Genomic DNA, 21333 nt, shown 5'->3' with positions numbered 1-21333 from the left:
GTTCCACCCGAATGAGGCAATTTCTTTGTTTATCTTGTTTTTTCTTGACAAACAAAAATAAACACAGCTAAAGTCAATGAAACCAACTTCTTGTGACCTGTGTCACTCATCGTCGAGGAGGCAATTCGTGTTCGCCGAAGAACGTCAACTCTTGATCGCCGCACTCGTGGCAACCGAGGGACGGGTCACCGTAACCGACCTCGCCGCGCGTTTCACCATCACCGCCGAAACCGTGCGCCGTGACCTCGACACCCTCGAGGCCGCCCGCCAGTTGCGCCGAGTGCACGGCGGTGCCGTCGCGATCGATCGCCTGAGCCTGTCAGAGCCGAGCCTCGACGAGCGTCAGACCCAACGCCTCGACGAGAAGTCCCGCATTGCCGATGCCGCCCTGCGCATTATTCCCGCGAGTCGAACCGGCTCGATCTTGCTCGATTCCGGCAGCACCACCGAACGCCTCGCCGAGCGCCTCGCCGCTTGGACGCCCGCCGTCGCCGGCGACCAGCTGCTCGTGATCACCAACGCCGTTCCGATCGCCGCCAAACTCTCCCGCAACGACGCCATCAACCTGCACATTCTCGGCGGTCGGGTGCGCGGGCTGACCAGCGCGATCGTCGGTGCCGGCACCGTCGCCCAGCTCGCCGCGCTGCGCCCCGACATCGCCTTCATCGGCACCAACGGCATCAGCGCGACCTTCGGCCTCAGCACCCCGGACTCGGTCGAAGCAGCGGTCAAGTCCGCGATCGTCCGGGCAGCCCGGCGCGTCGTCGTTCTCGCCGATTCCAGCAAGCTCGACCAGGAGACCCTGGTCTCCTTCGCCGCCCTGGCAGCGATCGACACCTTGATAACGGATGCCGCGCCATCCGCCGACCTTGCCGCCGCACTGGCCGCAGCCGACGTCGATGTGGTGATCGCATGATCGTCACGCTGACCCCCAACCCGAGCCTCGACCGCACCATCGAACTGGCCAGCCCGCTCGTCCGCGGCGAAGTGCAACGCGCCGTCGCCGCCCACGGCGAACCCGGCGGCAAGGGCGTCAACATCTGCCGCGCCCTCGAAGCGAGCGGCATCTCGAGCCTCGCCATCCTCCCCGGCGACGCCGACGACCCGGTGCTGCTCGCTCTGACCAGCCACGGCATTCCGCACCTCGGCCTGCACATCGGCAAACCGCTGCGCAGCAACGTGGCGATCACCGAACCCGACGGCACGACCACCAAGCTCAACGAACCCGGACCGGAACTGAGCCCGGCCCAGCAAAACGCACTCGTCGACCTGGTGCTCGAGCAGTCGGCCGGCGCCAGCTGGCTCGTGCTGGCCGGGTCTGTGCCGCCCGGCGTGCCCGACGATTTCTACGCCCGCATCATCCGCGAGCTGCGCGAACGCCTCGGCTCGGCGGCACCGAAAGTGGCCGTGGATTCGTCGGGTGGCCCACTGGCGAAAGCGGCGCTGGCCCACCCCGATCTGCTCAAACCCAACGGTGAGGAACTCGCGGAGTTGAGCGGCCTGTTCGACGGCGACACGCTCGAGGCAAACCCCGACCTTGTCGTCGACGCGGCGCGCGTGCTCATCGCAGGCGGTGTCGGTGCCGTGCTGGCCACCCTCGGAGCGAAGGGCGCCGTGCTCGTCACTGCCGAGGGCAGCTGGCTCGCGACCACGCCGCCGATGATCGCCGTGAGCACCGTCGGTGCCGGCGACTCGGCCCTGGCCGGTTACCTGCTGCAATGCAACCTCGGCGCGAGCGCCCCCGACCGCCTGCGCCAGGCCGCCGCCCACGGCGCCGCCGCAGCCTCCCTACCCGGTTCCACTGTTCCCGCCCTGCACCAAACCAACCCCAGCGCCGTCACCGTGACGGACCTTGCCCCAGAATCGGTCCCCCGGCCGGTCCTGGCCGCACATCCAAAGGAAGATGACCAGTGAGTGCACTGATTACCCCGGAGCTCGTTGCTCTGGACACCCATCTCGGCAGCGAGCCGAAGGACGTCATTCGGCGCCTGGCCGAGCTCGTCGTCGAGTCAGGTCGCGCCACCGAGATCGAGGCGTTGTACGCGGATGCCCTCGCTCGCGAAGCGAAGACCGCCACCGGCATTCCGGGTGGCCTCGCCATTCCGCACTGCCGTTCGTCGGCCGTGTTGGAACCCACCCTCGCGTTGGCCCGCCTGTCGACCCCGGTCGATTTCGGGTCGAAGGACGGCCCCGCCGACCTGGTCTTTCTCATCGCGGCCCCGGAAGGCGCCGACCAGGAACACCTGAAGATTCTGGCCAAGCTCGCCCGGTCGCTCATGAAGAAGGACTTCACCGCCGCCCTGCGGGACGCGTCGACCGCGCAGCAGATCGTCGAGCTTGTGGGCAACGTCGTCGCCCCGCTTCCGGTTGCCGCTGGCGCCCACGCTGCCGGTGCCGCCGAGAATGCAAACGCCGGTACCGGTCCGGCTCAGACCGGCGCCGAGTCAACCAGCAGGGGGCGCATCGTCGCCGTCACCGCCTGCCCGACCGGCATCGCGCACACCTACATGGCCGCCGACTCGCTCGTGGCCGCTGCCAAGGCCGTCGGCGTTGACCTGCAGGTGGAAACCCAGGGTTCGGCTGGCGTCACCCCGCTCGACCCGGCGGTCATCGCTGCCGCCGACGCCGTGATCTTCGCCGTCGACGTCGACGTGCGCGGCCGCGAACGCTTCGCCGGCAAGCCCGTCATCAACGCTCCGGTCAAGCGCGGCATCGACGAGCCTGGCCGACTGATCGAGGAAGCCCTCGCGGCCGCACTCAACCCGAACGCCCGTCGCGTCAGCGGCACCGTCGACCTCGGCGGCACATCGGACGAGAAGAGCGAGCACCTCGGCCAGAAGCTCAAGCGTGCGCTGCTCACCGGTGTCAGCTACATGATTCCGTTCGTCGCCGGCGGAGGCCTGCTGATCGCCCTCGGCTTTCTGTTCGGCGGCTACGCGATCACGGACATCGCCGACGACGTGGTGCTGAACAACAGTCTCTTCAATCTGCCGGACGGCGGGGCGAACCTGCTCGGGGGGTTCGGTGTCTATCTCGGGGCGGTCTTCTTCAAGATCGGCGCCCTGTCGATGGGCTTCCTCGTTCCCGCACTGGCCGGCTACATCGCCTTCGCCATCGCCGACCGTCCCGGTATCGCGCCCGGCTTCGTCGCGGGCGCCGTCGCCGGCTTCATGGGCGCCGGCTTCCTCGGAGGTATAGTCGGCGGACTGCTCGCTGGTGTCGTCGCCATGAGTATTGCCAGGATCAGCGTTCCGCGCTGGCTGCGCAGCCTGATGCCGGTCGTGATCATTCCGCTGATCGCATCGATCGTCGCGTCCGGGTTGATGTTCCTCGTGCTCGGCGGTCCAATTGCGCTGCTCACCGTGGGACTCGGCAATTGGCTGAACGGCATGACCGGGGCATCCGCTGTGATTCTCGGTGTCATTCTCGGTCTCATGATGGCATTCGACCTTGGCGGTCCGGTCAACAAGGTCGCCTACTCGTTCGCCGTCGCCGGCCTCGGCGCGGCGAGCCTCGCCAACCAGGCACCGTGGCAGATCATGGCCGCGGTCATGGCCGCCGGCATGGTTCCGCCGCTCGCAATGGCCCTCGCCACCGTGATCGACAAGAAGCTGTTCAGCCTGTCTGAGCGTGAGAACGGCAAGGCGGCCTGGCTGCTGGGTGCCTCGTTCATCTCCGAAGGCGCCATTCCGTTCGCCGCCGCCGACGTGTTCCGGGTTATTCCGGCCGCCATGCTCGGCGCAGCGGTCACCGGCGGGCTGTCCATGGCCTGGAATATCACGAGCAAGGCGCCGCACGGTGGAATGTTCGTCTTCTTCGCCATCGACAACTTCCTGCTGTTCGTGCTCGCCATTGCGATCGGTACTGTGGTATCAGCATTCGCCGTGGTCGGGCTCAAGCGTTACGCGGTGCGCAAGCCCGCAGTCGTGGACGCCGCCCCGGTCAACGCCTGACCCGGAAAGTACCCCGTGCGGGAACTACCCGCGAAGAATGCCACGCAGTACAGTGACGCCAGCCGCAGGCTGGGGTTCAAGGAATTGAGGACGATCGTGCAGACGCTTTCAGGCAAGGCCAGTACCGACCAGGCCGAAACCGGCCGCACCTTCACCGGAGTCGGCGTCAGCCCCGGCCGTATCGTCGGCTCCATCCTGTTGATGCCCCACCCCGTGCGGGAACCCGCTGCGGGCGAACGCCTGGCCGAGGGGACCGCGCCGGAAGAGGCATCCGCTACCCTGCGGGTCGCAGCAAAAGCCGTGCAAACCAGTCTCACAGCTCGCTCGGTCGGCGCTTCGGGCGCCGGCCGGGAGGTGCTGGAGGCGACGGCGCTGATGGCGAACGACCCGATGCTGGTTAAGGCGGCCGTCAAGCTCATCACCAACGGTTCCTCACCGGAACGGGCGATCTGGGATGCGGCCGCCTCGGTGGCCGAAATGCTGCACAACCTCGGCGGTTACATGGCCGAGCGGGCGACCGACGTGCTCGATGTGCGCGGCCGGATCGTGGCCGAACTGCGCGGCGTTCCGGCCCCCGGAATCCCGTACTCGGACACGCCGTTCATTCTGGTCGGCGAGGATCTTGCGCCGGCCGACACCGCCACTCTCGACCCGGCGAAGGTTCTCGCCCTCGTCACCTCGAGCGGCGGACCCCAGTCGCACACGGCCATCATCGCCCGCGCCCTTGGGCTGCCGGCCGTGGTCGCCGCTGTCGGCGTCGAAGGCCTGACCGACGGCACCATCGTCTTCGTGGACGGCGCGGCCGGAACGATTCTGGTCGACCCCGGCGCCGACGAGATCGACCTGGCCCAGGCCTGGGCGACCACCACCGCCGCCCTGGCCGTGTTCGACGGCACCGGGCGCCTGAAAGACGGCTACCTGGTTCCGCTGCTCTCCAACGTCGGCGGCGCCAAGGATGCGGTCAAAGCCGCAGCCGCCGGTGCCCAGGGCGTCGGCCTGCTGCGCACCGAATTCTGCTTCTTGGAACGTGACACCGAGCCCACCATCGCCGAACAGGTCGAGGCCTACCGCGGCGTGTTCGACGCGTTCCCCGGCAAGAAGGTCGTCGTGCGCACCCTCGACGCCGGTGCCGACAAACCGCTGCCGTTTCTGACCGATGCTTCCGAGCCGAATCCCGCCCTCGGCGTGCGCGGCTACCGCACCGATTTCACCTCCCCCGGAGTGCTCGAGCGTCAGCTCCAGGCCATCGCGCAGGCATCCGACGGCACCGAGGCGCAGGTCTGGGTGATGGCGCCGATGATCTCCACCGCCGAGGAAGCCGAACATTTCGCCGGCCTCTGCGCCGCGGCGGGGCTCACGACACCCGGCGTCATGGTCGAGGTCCCCTCGGCCGCGCTCACCGCCGCGAGCATTCTCGAACACGTCGACTTCGTCAGCCTCGGCACCAACGACCTGACCCAGTACGCCATGGCCGCCGACCGCCAGCTCGGCCCACTCGCGGCCCTCAACACGCCGTGGCAGCCAGCAGTGCTGCAATTGATCCGACTGACCGTGGCCGGTTCGCGCGACGAGGGCAACGACAAGCCGGTTGGGGTCTGCGGTGAAGCTGCCGCCGACCCCGCACTCGCGGTGGTGCTGGTCGGACTCGGCGTCTCGACGCTGTCCATGACCGCACGGGCCCTCGCCGCCGTCGCCGCCGTGCTCGCGAGCGTGACGCTGCCCGAGGCGCAGCAACTGGCCGCCCTGGCCCTCAAATCACATTCAGCAGCGGATGCCCGTCGAATCGTTCGCGAGAAACTCCCCATACTTAATACGCTGGGTTTGTAATCTGCCCTCACTCTTTGTCAACACTGCTTACTCTGGAGGACCCCCTGTCTGAACGAACCGCTGTCATCGCAAGCCGCGTAGGCCTGCACGCCCGCCCCGCCGGAATCTTTGTCGCCGCGGTCGGTGAGCTGCCCCTCGAGGTCACCATCGCCATGGCCGGCGAGCCGGCCGAGGATGCCATGGACGCGTCGAGCATCCTCTCCATTATGAGTCTCGGCGCCTCCAACGGCGATACCGTCGTGCTGCGTGCCGACGGCGAAGGCGCCGACGAGGCTCTCGACTCCCTGGTCAAGATTCTGGAGACGGATCTCGACGCCGAATAATACCCGTTCCCCGTTTGGGGACAATCCTTTACCGCACGCAACTAGGTAACTACGCTAGATAAATCTCGCGGGCGCTGTGCCCGCGCGATACCGGCGCACCTGCCGGTACCTGCACCACCATCTGTGCGAGCGAAAAGGAACCTACCGTGACTGAACGACAGACGTACCTGGGCAACGTTGAGAGCACCCCTGAATCCGAGGAGCACACCATCAAGGACTGGGCGGATCTCGGCCAGGAAATGTGGTCGTACCTCACCGGTAAGGGTGCGGCCATCAATTACAGTTTCATCGATATGGTCGTCGAAGTTCCCCGTGACATCGGCCCCGATGCTCCGCGGGCCATCTGGAAGCTCAACGGCACCCTGCGGGTCACCACGAGCGACGAGAAGTCGCTCGGCTCCGATCCGTTTCGGGGCTGATCGTGAGCTCCTCGGCGAGCTCAACACTGGCTGGCTCCCCGGTGAGTCTGCACATCGATCTCGCCTTTTCCCTGGTCGAACCGACGGGTGCGGTCGGTGCGTCGAAAGCTTCCTCCGGTGCGGATTCGACCGGAGCAGAGTTCGGCGATTCCTTTGGGTCAGCGGATGCCATGCAGGGCACGGTGACCGCCAACGGCACGGAGATCACCGTCTTCACGAGCAACCCGGAAATGTTCGTGCAGGGGCGTGCGCTCAATCTGGAACCGCTGCGCGCGCTGGCTGCCGAATTGGCCTCCCGCGGTCTGACCGTCTCCATCACGGGCCCGATCGGGCTGATTGCGCGTCTCGGCGACGTGCAGGCATCCGTTTCGCAACGGCTGTTGACACGCTCACCGCACATCGTGCTCGGGTCCCGAAACGCCCTCGGGCCGCTCGTGCAGGCACGAATGCGCGGGCGTGCACGCATGCCGGTTGCCATTCCGCTGCCGCCATCGACGGTGTTTCCGCTCGCACCGACCTTTGATCGACACCGCCGGCGAAAGATCACCACAACGCACTACACGCCGGGAAGCGGGCGACCCCGCCTCATCTTCGTCGTGGGCTCGGAGAACTGGAACGGGCAGATGCCCCGGGAATTCAACCTACTGCCGGGCGTGACGACGATCGGATCGTCCGTGGATGCCGACCTGCAATTGCCCGGATTGAAACCGCTGCACGCCGAAATTCGCCACGATGACGACGATGAGTACGTTCTGTTTGCGATGGGTGACGTCGCGAGCAGCTCTCGGCCGACCGAGGGAGGCACCGGGAACAGCCAGATTCTGCGCACCGGGTCGCGGCTCGAAATGGGCCCGTGGCGCATGGGCTACTTTCGGGAGGAATTCGCCGACCACGGCCGGCCGTTTGGCGGGCGCGTTGGCGGGGAGCTGGCATTTCAGAAGCCGCAGCCGCCCAGGCCGCGGGTCTGAGGGGCGCGTGAGGGTGTCGCACGTTCGATGCGGCACCCTCACGAGGTGAACAGGTCGGTCCAGACCGCTCGAGAACCCGATTCCCCGATGAGCGCAACCGTGACGACCGATCCAAGCGCGCTGACCAGAACCACAAGATCAAGAACCATGGTGGCCGCGAGGCGTCCGGTGAGGTGTGGCAGAGCGGATGCGAAACGGGCGCCCTCGGCGGTCACGTAGCGGTACCAAAACCACTGCAGTGCCGCCACGAGGAACAGGGCGATCACCCACGGCAGCAGCGTCCTGCCGAGCGAGGTGTGCGTGCCGAGCAACGGGGTCACGTTGACCAGCCGGGACTGCAGCCACTCCCCCGCCTGCACGGCGAGCGGAACCAGCACGAGCGCTGCCAGGGCCACCAGGGGCGTCACGATGCCCAATCGCCGCCGAGCGGCCGGCCAGAACGCGGTGAGCAGCGCGCACAGAGCGGCGAGTGGCACCACGATCACGACCGCGTGCACGATCAGCACGTGAAGCGGCAGTCCGTTGAATTCCCAATCAATGTTCATGGCGTATCTCCACTTCATCGGCTCTTGCGGGCGGGGAAATCAGAATGAGCGGAAGCACTTGCCGGAGTAAAATACCACCATTTGGCGTTTCTTGCTGTCCCCATCACAGGGGAGGACATCACGCTGTCTATCCCCGCTAGGTTGGAATTATCGAACCGATTACCCGGAGTCGGCGATGGAACGGACAATCGTGAAAATGTTGCAGACAGAGTGCCCCGAATGCCAACAAATGGTGTGGATCACGTCGGATACCCGCTTCGCGACCTACCATTCCCTGGCCAATTCCTCCAAGGATTGCCCGGGCTCCCGAATGATCGTTCCGGTTCCCCCCAAACAGACCGCTGCGAGCCGTAAGCGGGCGCAGGCCGAACTCCTCGCCTGGAGCCACTCTACGAGCGCTGTCAGTGCCACCGAACACCAGGCCGCCAAACACCACCCCACCAAGCACCAGGCCGCCTGACACCAGCCGACTCGAGCATCCGAGGCGGTGTCGACTCCCTACCCGGGTCGGCACCGCCTCGTTTTGTGGAACGGCGGCCTCGGTTCAGTTCAGTCGGCCGACCGCTGTGCGCTCGACGCGTTGCAACGGATGCGTAACAAACCGGCCGACCGGGAGATCTCATTCTGGCGCGGGGGTAGACTCTTTTTGTTTTTTATCAGCCTCTTCTCAGGCCATGCCCCGTACGGTTACACACGGAGTTCCCCCACTCCACGTAAAGCCCCGGCATATTTCTCACCTCCCCCCAGGCGAGAAGTGCCGGGGCTTTTTCGGTTCCGCGGCGCCGCGAGGGCCGTGCCCTGGCGGTCTCGGCAGGCTCGGCCAACGGATTGGTGGCGATCCCGAGACCAGCGCGGGTCGTTCAGCGGATGCTGACCCAGGCCGGTTACGCTGCCAGCGCGGGGGCATCGACGCGCAGCGAGCGCGCCTCATGCTGCGCGGCCAGACCGGCCAGAAGCAGGTCGAGCTGATCGACCGGGGAGTCGGGCGCTTCGGGGTGCCACTGCACACCGGTGATCGGAGCAGTCTCGTGCTCGAGGGCTTCGATCAGGCCATCGGAGGCGTGGGCGGCGGCGGCGAGCCCGGCACCGAGGCGGTCGACGATCTGGTGGTGGGCGCTCTGCACCGAGATATCGATGCCGCCGAGGCTCGCGGCTAGGGTGCTGCCTTCGGCCAGGACGACGTCGTGGGTGGAGAGAATCTGGTCGATCGGCACGTCGATGTTTTTGTGAATGCCGTCGTCAATGTGCTGCACCAGATTGCCGCCGAGGGCGACGTTGATGATCTGCAGGCCGCGGCAGATGCCCAGCAACGGGGTGCCGAGCAGGAGGGCGCGCTGCACCAGGGCGATCTGGCCCTCGTCGGCGACCGCGAAGTGCGCCGTCTCACCCTCGTAGCCGGTAGCGCCGCCGTAAAAGTGGGGCGTGACGTCTTCGCCGCCGACGATGATGAGGGCGTCGGCATCCGCTGTGATGCGCAGCAGTTCGACCGGTGTGACGTCGGCAGCGGCGACCCGGGTGACTGCCCAGCCGGCAGTTTCGGCATCGGCGGCGACGCGCGAATTGAGCACCTGCACCTTGGCGTGATAGGCGGGGCGGTCTGGGCGCGCTCCGGTAACCTCGACGACGACGAGCATCCGGTTCGTGAATTCTTGGTTCATGCCGGGCTCCCGTCCTGTCGCATTGCTGTCCTGATTCCATTGTGGGCGGCGGACCCGTAGCACGCGAGTAGCCCTGTAACACAGGGCAACATCGCAATCGCACGGATTTCCTGAGGTTCCCAGACTCGCCTCTGCCGGTCACCCTAAACTTTGGTCATGCACGCACTTTCCTGGCGGGTCAGCTCGACCAGGACGACTCCTTTGGAAGGGACACCCGAATGACCAAGCAGTCCATCTTCGGCCGTATTTCCCAGCTCGCGAAGGCGAACATCAACGCCATCCTCGACTCGGCGGAAGACCCCGCCAAGATGCTCGACCAGATGGTGCGCGACTTCTCGAGCAGCATCTCCGACGCCGAGAGCGCGATCGCCGAGACCATCGGCAACCTGCGGCTGCTCGAAGACGACTACCGCGAAGACCAGGAAGCCGCCGTGGAGTGGGGCGACAAGGCCCTGGCCGCGAGCCGCAAGGCCGACGAGCTGCGCCTGGTCGGCAACGCTGCCGACGCCGACAAGTTCGATAACCTCGCCAAGGTCGCGCTGGGTCGCCAGCTCACCTCGGAGAAGGAAGCGAAGACCGCTGAGCCGCAGATTCAGGCCCAGACCGCCGTCGTCAACCAGCTCAAGACCGGCCTGAACGCCATGAAAGAGAAGTTGGTGCAACTCACCAACAAGCGTGCAGAGCTCGTCGCGCGCTCCAAGACCGCCCAGGCGCAGGCGCAGGTGATGGATGCCGTCAAGAGCATCGACATGATGGATCCGACGAGCGAGGTCAACCGCTTCGAGGACAAGATCCGTCGCGAAGAAGCCCGGGTTCGCGGCGCGCAGGAGCTCGCCGCGTCGAGCCTTGACGCCCAGTTCGAAAGCCTCGACGACCTCGGCGAGCTCACCGAAGTGGATGCCCGCCTCGCGGCCCTGAAAGCCGGAAACACCGCCGCCCTCGAGCGCTAAGCGTTCAGTGGACAACTTTGGTGGGTGACACCCCGGTGGCACCCACCAAAGTTGTCCACTCAGGACCTGGCCGGCGAGCCCGGCGAGAAATTCGCTCTCGGCGAAGCGGATGCTGTTGGCCCCGGCCGCTGCGCCATACTGAGGTATGGCTCCCACCTTCGTTGTAGTACCGCAGTGGCAGGGTTCGATTTCTCCGCGCGCAATGCGCCTGGTCGACGGGGCGGCGGCCATTCAAGGCGACCTGCCCTTTGCGGCCACGCGTCTGGTCGACGTGCCGGTCGAGGCCGGTGACGCGCTCGATACCGGGGTGCACCGGTTCTCCGCGATCCAGCAGGTGCGGGAACGCCACACCGCTGTTTTGAAGGACACGGCCGATTGGGCGCTCTCCATCGGCGGCGACTGCGGCATTGCCCTCACCGCTGTCGAGCACGCGGCGCGTACGCATCCGGGCGACCTGGCCGTCGTCTGGTTCGACGCCCACCCCGACCTGCACACGCCAGAGACCTCACCGTCCGGCGGATTCTGCGGTATGGTGCTGCGCGCAATCAGCGGCGAAGGGCCAGCCGAGCTGGAACTCGCCGCCACGAGCAGCGTGTCACTCGACCGCGTCGTGCTCGCCGGAATCCGCGATGTCGACGATGCCGAAGACGTTCTACTGCAGGAGCGCGGCCTAGTGAGCGTGTCCTGCTCCGAGTTGACCGACCCGGCCGACCTGGTCGCGGCCGTCGCTGCCATCGGCGCCAAGCACGTCTTCGTGCACATCGACCTGGATGTGCTCGATCCGTCAGCTCTTGGCGGCTTGAATGACCTGATTCCGTTCGGGTTGAGCGTGGCCGAACTCGGTGGAGCGATCACCGCCCTGCGCGCTGAGTTCACCCTCGCCGGAGCGACGATCACCGGGTTCGCGCCGGCCTCCCCCGAGGCGGCGACCGATGATCTGCCGAGCATCCTGCGCATCATCGGGGCACTCACCCGCTAGGCACTGATCGCGCAGGTGACCGGACTGGGTGAGTGGGAATGCGCATAACTCCTGCAATTTCTGGCTGGCCAGGGACACACCGGCGTCATTCCGGGCAACTTTGCGGGACCGCCAACGAATTGCAGGAGTTATGGACTCGGGGCGATAGGCCCGGCGAGCACCGCACGAATTCACACACCGACCAATGGAGGCCCCATGAACCATCAGCCCCGCATCCTCACCGAGCGCCGCGGCCACATTCTGCTGATCGGGTTCAATCGGCCCGAGAAGCGCAATGCCGCCGACTTCGCCCTGCTGCGGCAGCTCGCCCTCGCCTACGGTGAGCTCGACCGCGACCCCGAGCTGCGCGTCGGCCTGGTCTACGCCGTCGGCGAGCACTTCACGGCCGGGCTCGACCTCGCTGACATCGGTCCCCGGCTGGGCCCCGCCGGGCTCGAGATGGTGCCCGAGGGCGGCATCAACCCGTGGCAAGTGGATGGCGAATCCCTCAGTAAACCGGTCGTCATCGCCGTGCAGGGAACCTGCCTCACCCTCGGCATCGAGCTCATGCTCGCGAGTGATATCGCGGTCGCCGCCGAATCGACCCGGTTCGGGCAGATCGAGGTAGCCCGCGGCATTTTGCCGTTCGGCGGCGCGACGATTCGGTTTCCGCGCGCGGCCGGCTGGGGCAATGCCATGCGCTGGCTGCTCACCGGCGAGCTGTTCGATACCGCCGAAGCGCATCGTTTGGGCCTCGTTCAGGAAGTCGTGCCCGACGGCACCCAGTTCGACCGGGCGCTCGAGCTCGCCGAGAAGATCGCCGCCCAGGCACCCCTCGCGATCCAGGCCACCCTCGCCAATGCGCGCCTGGCGCAGCGGGAGGGGGCGGCATCCGCTGAACAAGAGCTGCAGCCGACCCTCGCCCGCCTGGTGCAAACCGAGGACTCCCGCATCGGCATGCAGTCCTTCATGACCCGGACCCCCGCCGTCTTCGTGGGCCGTTAGCCACGCACCCTCCTCTTCTGCGACCGGGCCCGGAACGCAGGCCCAGCTTATTAACCAAGCCCGGGTTCACAGAGTGGGCCCCGGACGGGCACCTCGGGATAGGCTGCTCTGAACGGTCGGGCCACAAAGTCAAGGAGATTCAATGTCAAGTCAGAACTACGACGTCATTGTGATCGGCGGCGGCGCTGTCGGCGAGAACGCGGCCGACCGCACCGCGCAGGGCGGCCTGCGCACGGTCGTCGTCGAAAGCGACCTGGTCGGCGGCGAATGCTCCTACTGGGCCTGCATGCCGTCCAAGGCTCTACTGCGCAGCGGCACCGCCCTCGCTGCGGCCAAGCGAGTGCCGGGCGCTGCCGAAGCCGTCACCGGAACCGTCGACGTGCGCGCCGCCCTCAAGCAACGCGATTCCATCGCGAGCCATTGGAAGGACGACGGCCAGGCAAAGTGGCTCGAGTCGGCCGGCATCGACCTGGTGCGCGGCCACGCCCGCCTCACCGGCACGAAAGAGGTCACCGTGACCGGCGCCGACGGAACCGTGACCGTGCTCACCGCCACGCACGCCGTCGTCGTCAGCACCGGTTCGGCGTCACTGTTGCCCGACATTCCGGGCGTCCACGAGGTCGAACCGTGGACCAGCCGCGACGCGACCAGCGCCCAGGAGATTCCGCGCCGCCTGGCCGTGATCGGCGGCGGCGTCGTCGCCGCCGAGATGGCCGCCGCCTACGCCTCACTCGGCTCGACAGTGACCGTCATCGCGCGCAGCCCACTGCTCGGCGGTCAGGAACCCTTCGCCGGTGAGCTCGTCACCGCCGCCCTGCGGCGCAGCGGCGTCACCGTCCTCGTCGGCCCGTCCACCACCAAAGCCCACCGCGACGCAGACGGCACCGTCACGCTCACCCTCGACGACGGCAGCACCGTGAGTGCCGAGAAAGTGCTCGTGGCCATCGGCCGAACCCCGCGCACCCAGGATCTGGGCCTGGAAACCGTCGGGCTCGACGAAGGCGACTGGCTCGCCGTCGACGACACCCTGCTCGTGCAGGGTGACTCCCCTGCGCTCGCCGGTGATTGGCTCTACGCCACCGGCGACGTCAACCATCGCGCGCTCCTCACTCACCAGGGCAAATACCAGGCCCGAGCAGCTGGCGACGCGATCGTGACCCGCGCGGCCGGCAGACCGATCGACACGGCGCAGTGGGGCGTGCACGTCGCGACCGCCGACCACTCCGCCGTGCCCCAGGTCACCTTCACCGACCCGGAGGTGGCCTCGGTCGGGTTAACCGCAGCATCCGCTGTGAAGGCGGGATATCGCATCCGTATTCTGGATTACGACCTGGCCAACCTGGGCGGTGCTTCGGTGCTCGCCGTCGGCTACGTCGGCAAGGCGCGCGCGATCGTCGACCTCGACCGCGAGGTTCTGCTCGGCGTCACCTTCGTCGGGCAGGATGTCGCTGAGCTGCTGCATTCGGCCACGGTCGCCATTGTCGGCGAAGTGCCGATCAACCGGCTGTGGCATGCCGTGCCGAGCTACCCGACGCTGAGCGAGGTCTGGCTGCGCCTGCTCGAGGCCTACGGACGCCCCGGGTACACCGACGAAGAATCACGATAGCGGATGCGTCGACTCCTCTTTGATTCACCGGTGAGTCGCGCCGGCTACCTCTACGCGACCGCGTTCGGGCTGGTCTGGGGCTCGATCTGGAGCACCGGCCGGGTCGAGAAACGCGCCGGACTGTATGTGTTTCGCGGCATGCCGCCGTGGACGTTCGGACGCGGCGGATCCTGCGTCGGCGGCTGCTACCTCACCAATCAGAACGTCACCGCGGCCGTGCTCGAGCATGAGGCCGTGCACAAACGCCAGTGGCAGCGCTTCGGCATGGTCTTTCCGCTGCTATACGCGCTCGGCGGGCGCAATCCGCTGCAGAACCGCTTCGAGATCGAGGCCGGCCTGAAAAAGGGCGGCTACATCCGCTAGTTCAGCCAACGTGGCTCGTGACACCGCCGTCCATTCCGGTGAGCGGCTGCAGCACACACAAAACCGCCCGGGCGGGGAACAGGCCGGGCGGTTTTGTCGTGCAGAAACGCTACTGCGCGGCGACGTACTCAGCGTCGATGGCGGCAGCCGCGGCGAACACAGCGAGGTTCGCACGCAGCTTGGCGCCGAGGTCGGCGTCAACGCTGGTCCAGTACCAAATGGCACGCTCGGTGACCTCGGGGCGGGTCACGCCGCTGATGGCACCGGTGATGGTGTCGAGGAAGCGCGCCTTGGCGGCGTCGTCGTAGACCTCGCGGTACAGCGTTCCGGCCTGGCCGAAGTCGCTGTCCTCGCTGCGCAGGGTCGCGGCGGCACGCAGCAGCGTTCCGTCGCCTTCCCAGGCGCCCTCGCCGGCCGCGGCCGGGTCGGCGACGGGGCCGCCGAGGGAGTTCGGCGCATAGTTCGGCTGGCTCGGGGCGTTGAAGTGGTGACGCTGCGCGCCGTCCTGTGAGTAGTTGTTCACCGGGCTGACCGGAGCGTTGATCGGTAGCTGGTTGTAGTTGGTGCCCACGCGGTAACGCTGCGCGTCGGGGTAGGAGAAGATGCGGGCCATGAGCATCTTGTCGGGGCTCGCGGCAATTCCGGGAACGAGGTTGGCGGGCGAGAACGCGGCCTGCTCGATCTCGGCGAAGAAGTTCTCCGGGTTGCGGTTGAGTGTGTGGGTTCCGACCGGAATGAGCGGGAAGTCGGCGTGCGGCCAGACTTTGGTCACGTCGAACGGGTTGAATCGGTAGGTGTTGCCCTGCTCGTACGGCATGACCTGCACGGAGACGTTCCAGGACGGGAAGTTGCCGGCGGCAATGGCGTCGGACAGGTCGCGACGGTAGTAGTCAGCATCCGCTCCGGCGATGAGCTCAGCTTCTGAGCCTTCCATCTCGACGTTGCCCTGGTTGGATTCGAAGTGGTACTTCACCCAGAAACGTTCGCCGGCGGCGTTGATCCACTGGTAGGTGTGCGAGCCGAAGCCGGGCATTTCACGCCAGGAGCGCGGTAAGCCGCGGTCGCCCATGAGGTAGGTGACCTGGTGGGCGGACTCCGGGGAGAGGGTCCAGAAGTCCCACTGCATGGTGGCGTCGCGCAGGCCGGTGCCCGGCAGGCGCTTCTGCGAGTGGATGAAGTCGGGGAACTTGATGCCGTCGCGGATGAAGAACACCGGGGTGTTGTTGCCGACGATGTCATAATTGCCCTCGGTCGTGTAGAACTTGACCGAGAAGCCGCGCACGTCGCGCCAGGTGTCTGGGCTGCCCTGCTCGCCGGCCACGCTGGAGAAGCGCTGCAGGGTGGGGGTGACGGTGCCGGGCTGAAACACGGCCGCGCGGGTGTACTTCGAGACGTCGCCGGTCACGACGAACTCGCCGTGCGCTCCGCCGCCCTTGGCGTGCACGATGCGCTCCGGAATGCGCTCGCGGTTGAACTGGGCGAGCTTCTCGACCAGGTAGCGGTCGTGCAGCGCGGTGACGCCGTCGGCGCCGACGGTGAGGGAGTGCGCGTCGCTGGCGACGGGCGTTCCCGTCTGGTCGGTAGTGGGCTTGATAGTCATGGTGCTCCTTGGTGTGGATCAGCAACGCGAGGTTGGCGGAAGAAAGTTAGGGGTGTGCGGTGTCGAGCTGGCACTGGGCGCACAGGCCCCAGTAGATGACCTCGGCGGCGCGCACGTCGAAACCGAGCGCATCCGCCGGCTCGAGGCAGGGTGCGTGACCGATGGCGCAATCCACGTCGTGCACCACAGTGCAGCGGGTGCAGACGATGTGGTGGTGGTTGTCGCCGACCCGGCGCTCGAACAGGGCGGGCGAACCGGCCGGTTCGATCTTGCGCACGAGTCCGGCAGTGCCGAACGAGGCGAGCACCCCGTAGACCGCCTGCAGCGAGGTGCCGGGCAGGTCGGTGTGCACCGCTGTGAACAGGGCGTCGGCGTTGGAATGCGGCATATCGGTGAGGGCGCGCAGCACCGCGAGGCGCGGCCCTGTCACCTTGAGACCAGCCGAACGGATGCTGTCGGCCAGCAACCCGGCGTCGGCCGCAGCCAGGCGCAGGCCCGCGGTCTCTTCGCTCGGTTCGGTCGTCATCATGCTCCGACCCTAGCATTTGTTTTGATTAATTCAAAACAATTCGGGCACTGGTATAGCTAGCTAGGATAGCGATTATCGAGGTTCTGGAGGAACTGTGCTCGCGATCACGCGCTTCATCACCGGCAAACGCACCGCCTGGGCGGTATTGCTCGGAACACTCGTGGCCGTCGGTCTGCTGTTTGCGCTGCTCCCGGCCAATGAGTCCGAGGATTTTCCGGCGGCCGGCCTGCCGGAGAGCAGCCAGGCGGCCCAGGTCACCGAGCTGCTTTCCGACTTTCCCTCGGCAGACCAAACCGCGGCGATCGTGGTCTGGAGCCGGGACGGCGCCGCGCTCACGGCGGCCGACCAAACCGCGATCACCGCCGCAGCCGAGCGGCTCGGCGCCGCGTCGATCGCCCCGCGCGCGGCCACACCACAGTTCAGCGACGACGGCCAGGCGGCGCTGAGCGTGGTGCCGCTGGAGGCTGCGAGCGCGACGGCCGATATCGGCCAGACGGCCACCGACATCCGTTCGACGGCGTCGACCGCACTGCCGAGCGGGCTGACCGCCTATGTCACCGGGCCGGTCGGCTTTCAGGCCGACATCACCAACGCCTTCGCCGGAGCAGACTTTCGCCTGCTCCTGGTGACCGTCATCGTGGTCGCGGTGCTGCTGATCGTGACCTATCGCAGCCCGGTGCTCTGGATCGTGCCGCTCGTCGTGGTCGGGCTCGCCGACGGCCTGGCCGGCAAGGTCGCCGGCGCGCTGGCCGAACCGCTCGGTTTCGCCCTGGACGCCTCGATCTCGGGCATCCTCTCGGTGCTCGTGTTCGGCGCCGGCACCAATTATGCCCTGCTGCTCGTGGCCCGCTATCGCGAAGAATTGCTGCACACCGAAAGTCGCAACGTCGCCATGCGCACCGCCGTGACGAGCGCCGGCCCGGCCATCGCGGCGAGCGGCGGCACCGTGGCGCTGAGCCTCGCCACCCTGGTCTTCGCCGAACTGGCCGGCAACCGCGCGCTCGGTATCGCCTGCGCCATCGGTGTACTCATCGCCATTCTGTTCGCCCTGCTGGTGCTGCCGGCCGCCCTCGTGGTCTGCGGGCGCGGCCTGTTCTGGCCGTTCATACCGCGCGTGCAGGCGCAGGCCGCCGCCCCGCGCACCGGCTTCTGGACCAGGCTCGGGAGCGGCGTGTCCAGGCACCCGGTGATCATCACGGTCGTCTCGGTGCTCGCGATCGGCAGTCTGACCTTCGGGCTGAACGGAGCCGCGGTCGGGCTATCCCAAGCGGACCAGCTGCTCGGCAACCCGGAGTCGGTTGTTGCCCAGGACATCGTGGACGCGTCCTTTTCGGCGGGGCTGACCAGCCAGACGGTCGTACTGACGCCGGATGCGGCATCCGCTGACACCGTGGCAGTGGCCCTGCAGACCCCAGGGGTCTCCGCGGCTGTCGCCGGCGAGAACGCCGGCGACCTGACCCGCATCGACGTCACCCTCGACAGCGAACCCGGCAGCGACACGACTTTTGTGACCCTCAGCCAACTGCGCAGCGATTTAGCGGATGCTCCTCCCGCGGTCTCGCAGTCGCTGGTCGGTGGCAGCGATGCCACGGCCCTCGACACGAAAATCAGCGCCGAACGGGACCAGGCCCTGATTCTGCCGCTGATTCTGGGCATCGTCTTTCTGATCCTGGCGCTGCTGCTGCGCTCCCTCGTGGCGCCGGTGTTGCTCATCGCCACCGTGCTCGGCACGTTCTTCGCCAGCCTGGGAGCTTCGAACCTTATCTTTCAGAACCTGCTCGGCTTCACCGCGTTCGACACCAGCGTCGTGCTGTTCTCCTTTCTCTTCCTGGTCGCCCTCGGCGTGGACTACAACATCTTCCTGACCACGCGAGCACGGGAAGAAGCCCGGCGCTACGGCACCCGAGAAGGCATGGTCCGGGCGCTCTCGTCGACCGGCGCGGTGATCACGAGCGCCGGGATTCTGATCGCGGCGGTGTTCGCCGTGCTCGGCGTCCTGCCGGTCGTGGCGCTCACCCAGATCGGCGTGATCGTCTGCATCGGCGTGCTGCTCGACACCCTCGTCGTGCGTACCGTGCTCGTTCCGGCCCTGGTCTTTCTGGTGGACGACCGGTTCTGGTGGCCGTCGCGGCCGGTCGCGATTCGCCGGTAACCTACGCCGGGTCGGGCGGCACGCGATCCTGCCAGCGGATGCGCCGCTCCAGCTGCGCGCCGAGCGCCAGCAGCGTCGCTTCGCCGCCGGGTCGCCCGATGAGCTGCACGCCCATCGGCAGGCCGTCGTCGGTCTGGTGCACCGGCAACACGATCGCCGGCAGCCCGCTCACGTTGATCATCGAGGTGAACGGCGTGTACTGCACCTGCTGGGCGAAGTTCGCCTCGCCGTCGTGCGAGTCGTACCAGCCCACCGGCCGCGGCGTCAGCGCCATCGCCGGGGTCAGCACGGCATCGAATTTCGACAGCTGGCGAATGAACGAACGCTCGAACGCGGACAGTGCGGCCAGCGCCTCGGCGAGTTCCCGGGCACCGAGGGCACGACCTCGGGCGAGCAGCCACTGGGTCAGCGGTTCAAGCAGGGCGACGTCTGCGTCGGTTTCGGCCGGGATGGTCGCCGCGCCCGCTTGCCAAATTGTGCGGAACGCCGGCACATAGCTCGCGTCGGGCACGAGTGCCGTCTCCTCGAGGCCGTGCTGCAGCGCGGCGAAACCGGCCACGGCGAGATCGAGCGCGGCCTGAGCTTCGGGCGCAATCGAAATGGAGTAGTCGTTGTCCCAGGCCGAAGTGGTCATGACGCCGAGCTGAAACCGCCCATCGCCGCGCACCGCCGCGGCCAGGAGCGGAGCTTCGTCTCCCGGAGCACGCAGCGCATAGTGGTGGTCGGGGTGACCATCTCGCGGCGCGATCATGGCATCGAGCAGCAGGGCGGCATCCGCTACCGTGCGGGCGAGCGGGCCGCCGACGGCGAGCCCGCCGAGCTTGTCGATTCCGGAAGCGGACGGCACCCGTCCGCGGCTCGGCTTGACGCCGACCAGCCCGCAGGCGGCCGCTGGGATGCGGATGGACCCGCCGCCATCGGAGCCCGGCGCGAACGGCAGCAGGCGGGCAGCGACCGCGACGGCGGCGCCGCCGCTGGATCCGCCGGCGCCGAGCGCAAGGTTCCACGGCGTGCGAGCCGGCGGTGCGGCGAGGCTTTCGGTGTAGGAGGCGAGGCCGAATTCCGGCGTGTTGGTCTTGCCGAGGCTGACTCCCCCGGCGTCGTCGAGGGCCTGCACGAGCTCGTCCGACTCGTCGGGCACATAGTCGGCGAAGAGGCGGGAGCCGAACCTGGCTGGCACCCCGGCACGCAGGTACAGGTCCTTGTCGGCGAACGGGAGGCCCCAGAGCGGCGCGGTGCGCGGCATCCGCTCTTCGACGTAACGGGCCCTGGCCCTGGCCGCGTCTGCCGTCACCGTCACAAACGCACCGAGTGCCGGATTGTACTTCTCGATGCGGGCGAGGTAGTGCTCGGCGAGCTCGCCCGGGCTGATTTCGCGGTTCTGCAGGGCCTGCCATTGCTCAAGGGCGGTCAGTTCGTGTGGATCAGCCATGACCCGAGCCTAGTTCGGCGACGGTCGCCAATCAGGCAGCACTGGCCGTGGCGGCACAACGAGGCTAGCCTCAATCCATGGCCAGCGCTTTGTACAACCCCATCGGCACCACCGCGCTCATCACCGGAGCGTCGAGCGGACTCGGCCTCGGGTACGCCCACGCGCTCGCCCAGCGCGGCGCGGATCTGGTACTCGTCGCCCGTCGCCAGGCCCGGCTCGAATCCCTCGCGGTCGATCTGGCCGAGAAATACGGCACCGTTTCCACCGTAATTCCGCTCGATCTCACCGAAGCGGATGCCGTCCCCGAGCTGGTGCGCGACCTGCGCGAGCGGGCAATCACCATCGGGACCCTCGTGAACAACGCCGGATTCGCCACTTTCGGCACCGTGCTCGGCTCGGACGAGGCCCGCGAACGCGAGCAGGTGGCGCTCAACGTGCACGCGCTGACCGCGCTGACCCACGCCTTCCTGCCCGATCTGGTCGAGACCGCCTCGCTGCATCCGCACACTGCGGCGCTGGTGAACCTGGCCAGCACGGCCGCATTCCAGCCGGTGCCGCGCATGGCGGTGTACGGCGCGACCAAGGCCTACGTACTCAGCTACACCGAGGCGATCAGTTACGAAACGCGGGCGAGCGGCCTCAAGGTCACGGCGATCTGCCCAGGTCCCGCCGACACCGAGTTCTTCGAGGTCGCCAAGACCGGCGGCGGCAAGAAGGGCACACCGCTCACGGTCGACGAGGTTATGCGCGCCTCGTTCTCGGCGCTCGACCGCTCGGTCACGCCCTCGGTCGTGCTGGTCGGCGCCCGCAACGCCCTGCTCGCCCGGGTCGCGAGCATCTCTCCGCGACGTGCGGTACTCAACGCCGTCGGACGCCTGAACACGCCGCGCGGCATGCGCTGAGCCCGGGCACGCCCCATCTGCACTGAGTGTGTGGCTCATTCAGGAAATCCGCCACGGGGCCAATTTGGAGCCCCGTATTTCCGCCTGGTGATCGGTACTGACGCCCGAATTTCCTGAATAAGCCACAGAGTGGCGCCACGAGA

Annotated in this window: 20 protein-coding genes; 15 read left to right on the top strand and 5 right to left on the bottom strand. The window is 67.3% G+C overall.

Annotated elements, in window-relative coordinates; genetic code table 11:
• The first annotated feature begins 127 nt into the window (after nucleotides 1-127).
• The 7 genes from E3T31_RS02185 to E3T31_RS02155 all read left to right on the top strand — a co-directional run bounded on the left by E3T31_RS02185 (nucleotide 128) and on the right by E3T31_RS02155 (nucleotide 7490).
• Nucleotides 128-916: a DeoR/GlpR family DNA-binding transcription regulator gene (locus tag E3T31_RS02185; RefSeq protein ID WP_134467280.1), complete on the top strand. Its 789-nt coding sequence runs from the start codon at nucleotides 128-130 to the stop codon at nucleotides 914-916.
• On the top strand, nucleotides 913-1914 hold the full coding sequence (locus E3T31_RS02180) for a 1-phosphofructokinase family hexose kinase (protein WP_134467279.1): 1002 nt from the start codon (nucleotides 913-915) through the stop codon (nucleotides 1912-1914). The genes E3T31_RS02185 and E3T31_RS02180 overlap by 4 nt, the downstream gene beginning before the upstream one ends.
• The gene (locus E3T31_RS02175; RefSeq protein ID WP_134467278.1) at nucleotides 1911-3953 is read left to right on the top strand and encodes a fructose-specific PTS transporter subunit EIIC; all 2043 of its coding nucleotides are present in this window, start codon (nucleotides 1911-1913) and stop codon (nucleotides 3951-3953) included. The genes E3T31_RS02180 and E3T31_RS02175 overlap by 4 nt, the downstream gene beginning before the upstream one ends.
• A 96-nt stretch (nucleotides 3954-4049) precedes the next feature.
• A complete protein-coding gene (ptsP, locus tag E3T31_RS02170) occupies nucleotides 4050-5780 on the top strand; it encodes a phosphoenolpyruvate--protein phosphotransferase (protein WP_255453999.1) in 1731 nt (576 codons plus the stop codon).
• 44 nt (nucleotides 5781-5824) lie between these two features.
• Nucleotides 5825-6103: an HPr family phosphocarrier protein gene (locus E3T31_RS02165; RefSeq protein ID WP_092451256.1), complete on the top strand. Its 279-nt coding sequence runs from the start codon at nucleotides 5825-5827 to the stop codon at nucleotides 6101-6103.
• Between the two features lie 167 nt (nucleotides 6104-6270).
• On the top strand, nucleotides 6271-6522 hold the full coding sequence (locus E3T31_RS02160) for a hypothetical protein (protein WP_134467525.1): 252 nt from the start codon (nucleotides 6271-6273) through the stop codon (nucleotides 6520-6522).
• A 2-nt stretch (nucleotides 6523-6524) separates the two neighbouring features.
• Nucleotides 6525-7490 (top strand): FHA domain-containing protein, encoded by a 966-nt coding sequence (locus E3T31_RS02155; RefSeq protein ID WP_241977511.1) that lies wholly within the window; start codon nucleotides 6525-6527, stop codon nucleotides 7488-7490.
• Nucleotides 7491-7528: 38 nt separating this feature from the next.
• Here the strand turns inward: E3T31_RS02155 and E3T31_RS02150 are convergent, their stop codons facing one another.
• Complete coding sequence (locus E3T31_RS02150; protein WP_134467277.1) at nucleotides 7529-8035, bottom strand: hypothetical protein; 507 nt, start codon at nucleotides 8033-8035, stop codon at nucleotides 7529-7531.
• 229 nt (nucleotides 8036-8264) lie between these two features.
• Between E3T31_RS02150 and E3T31_RS02145 the strand changes: the two genes are divergently transcribed.
• Nucleotides 8265-8495 (top strand): hypothetical protein, encoded by a 231-nt coding sequence (locus E3T31_RS02145; RefSeq protein ID WP_134467276.1) that lies wholly within the window; start codon nucleotides 8265-8267, stop codon nucleotides 8493-8495.
• A 424-nt stretch (nucleotides 8496-8919) separates the two neighbouring features.
• Here E3T31_RS02145 and E3T31_RS02140 read toward each other — a convergent pair whose 3' ends face one another.
• Nucleotides 8920-9693 (bottom strand): gamma-glutamyl-gamma-aminobutyrate hydrolase family protein, encoded by a 774-nt coding sequence (locus E3T31_RS02140; RefSeq protein ID WP_134467275.1) that lies wholly within the window; start codon nucleotides 9691-9693, stop codon nucleotides 8920-8922.
• Nucleotides 9694-9911: 218 nt separating this feature from the next.
• Here E3T31_RS02140 and E3T31_RS02135 point away from each other — a divergent pair, with 218 nt between their 5' ends.
• The 5 genes from E3T31_RS02135 (at nucleotide 9912) to E3T31_RS02115 (ending at nucleotide 14575) form a co-directional block, all read left to right on the top strand.
• Nucleotides 9912-10643, top strand: a complete 732-nt coding sequence (locus E3T31_RS02135; RefSeq protein ID WP_134467274.1) for a PspA/IM30 family protein — start codon at nucleotides 9912-9914, stop codon at nucleotides 10641-10643.
• A 145-nt stretch (nucleotides 10644-10788) separates the two neighbouring features.
• Entirely contained in the window at nucleotides 10789-11622 is an 834-nt protein-coding gene (locus E3T31_RS02130; RefSeq protein ID WP_134467273.1) for an arginase family protein, read from the top strand.
• Between the two features lie 195 nt (nucleotides 11623-11817).
• A complete protein-coding gene (locus E3T31_RS02125) occupies nucleotides 11818-12606 on the top strand; it encodes a crotonase/enoyl-CoA hydratase family protein (RefSeq protein ID WP_134467272.1) in 789 nt (262 codons plus the stop codon).
• Between the two features lie 142 nt (nucleotides 12607-12748).
• Nucleotides 12749-14212: an NAD(P)/FAD-dependent oxidoreductase gene (locus E3T31_RS02120; RefSeq protein WP_134467271.1), complete on the top strand. Its 1464-nt coding sequence runs from the start codon at nucleotides 12749-12751 to the stop codon at nucleotides 14210-14212.
• A gap of 3 nt (nucleotides 14213-14215) precedes the next feature.
• Entirely contained in the window at nucleotides 14216-14575 is a 360-nt protein-coding gene (locus tag E3T31_RS02115) for a Fe-S oxidoreductase (protein ID WP_134467270.1), read from the top strand.
• 109 nt (nucleotides 14576-14684) lie between these two features.
• Here E3T31_RS02115 and E3T31_RS02110 read toward each other — a convergent pair whose 3' ends face one another.
• Nucleotides 14685-16175 (bottom strand): catalase, encoded by a 1491-nt coding sequence (locus tag E3T31_RS02110; RefSeq protein WP_134467269.1) that lies wholly within the window; start codon nucleotides 16173-16175, stop codon nucleotides 14685-14687.
• Nucleotides 16176-16221: 46 nt separating this feature from the next.
• Nucleotides 16222-16701, bottom strand: a complete 480-nt coding sequence (locus E3T31_RS02105; RefSeq protein WP_134467523.1) for a Fur family transcriptional regulator — start codon at nucleotides 16699-16701, stop codon at nucleotides 16222-16224.
• Nucleotides 16702-16798: 97 nt separating this feature from the next.
• Between E3T31_RS02105 and E3T31_RS02100 the strand changes: the two genes are divergently transcribed.
• Nucleotides 16799-18856 carry an MMPL family transporter gene (locus tag E3T31_RS02100; RefSeq protein WP_134467268.1) on the top strand — a complete coding sequence of 686 codons (2058 nt, stop codon included), beginning with the start codon at nucleotides 16799-16801 and terminating at the stop codon, nucleotides 18854-18856.
• A gap of 1 nt (nucleotide 18857) precedes the next feature.
• On the opposite strand, the gene E3T31_RS02095 is transcribed toward E3T31_RS02100, so the two are convergent.
• Complete coding sequence (locus E3T31_RS02095) at nucleotides 18858-20288, bottom strand: amidase (RefSeq protein ID WP_134467267.1); 1431 nt, start codon at nucleotides 20286-20288, stop codon at nucleotides 18858-18860.
• A gap of 77 nt (nucleotides 20289-20365) precedes the next feature.
• Between E3T31_RS02095 and E3T31_RS02090 the strand changes: the two genes are divergently transcribed.
• Complete coding sequence (locus E3T31_RS02090; protein WP_134467266.1) at nucleotides 20366-21190, top strand: SDR family oxidoreductase; 825 nt, start codon at nucleotides 20366-20368, stop codon at nucleotides 21188-21190.
• Nucleotides 21191-21333: the final 143 nt, after the last annotated feature.

The sequence above is a fragment of the Cryobacterium sp. TMS1-13-1 genome, from assembly GCF_004403125.1.
GTDB classification, from domain to species: Bacteria; Actinomycetota; Actinomycetes; order Actinomycetales; family Microbacteriaceae; genus Cryobacterium; species Cryobacterium levicorallinum.
Note: the sequence above shows the minus strand (reverse complement) of the source record. Positions and strands in the feature narration are given on the sequence as shown.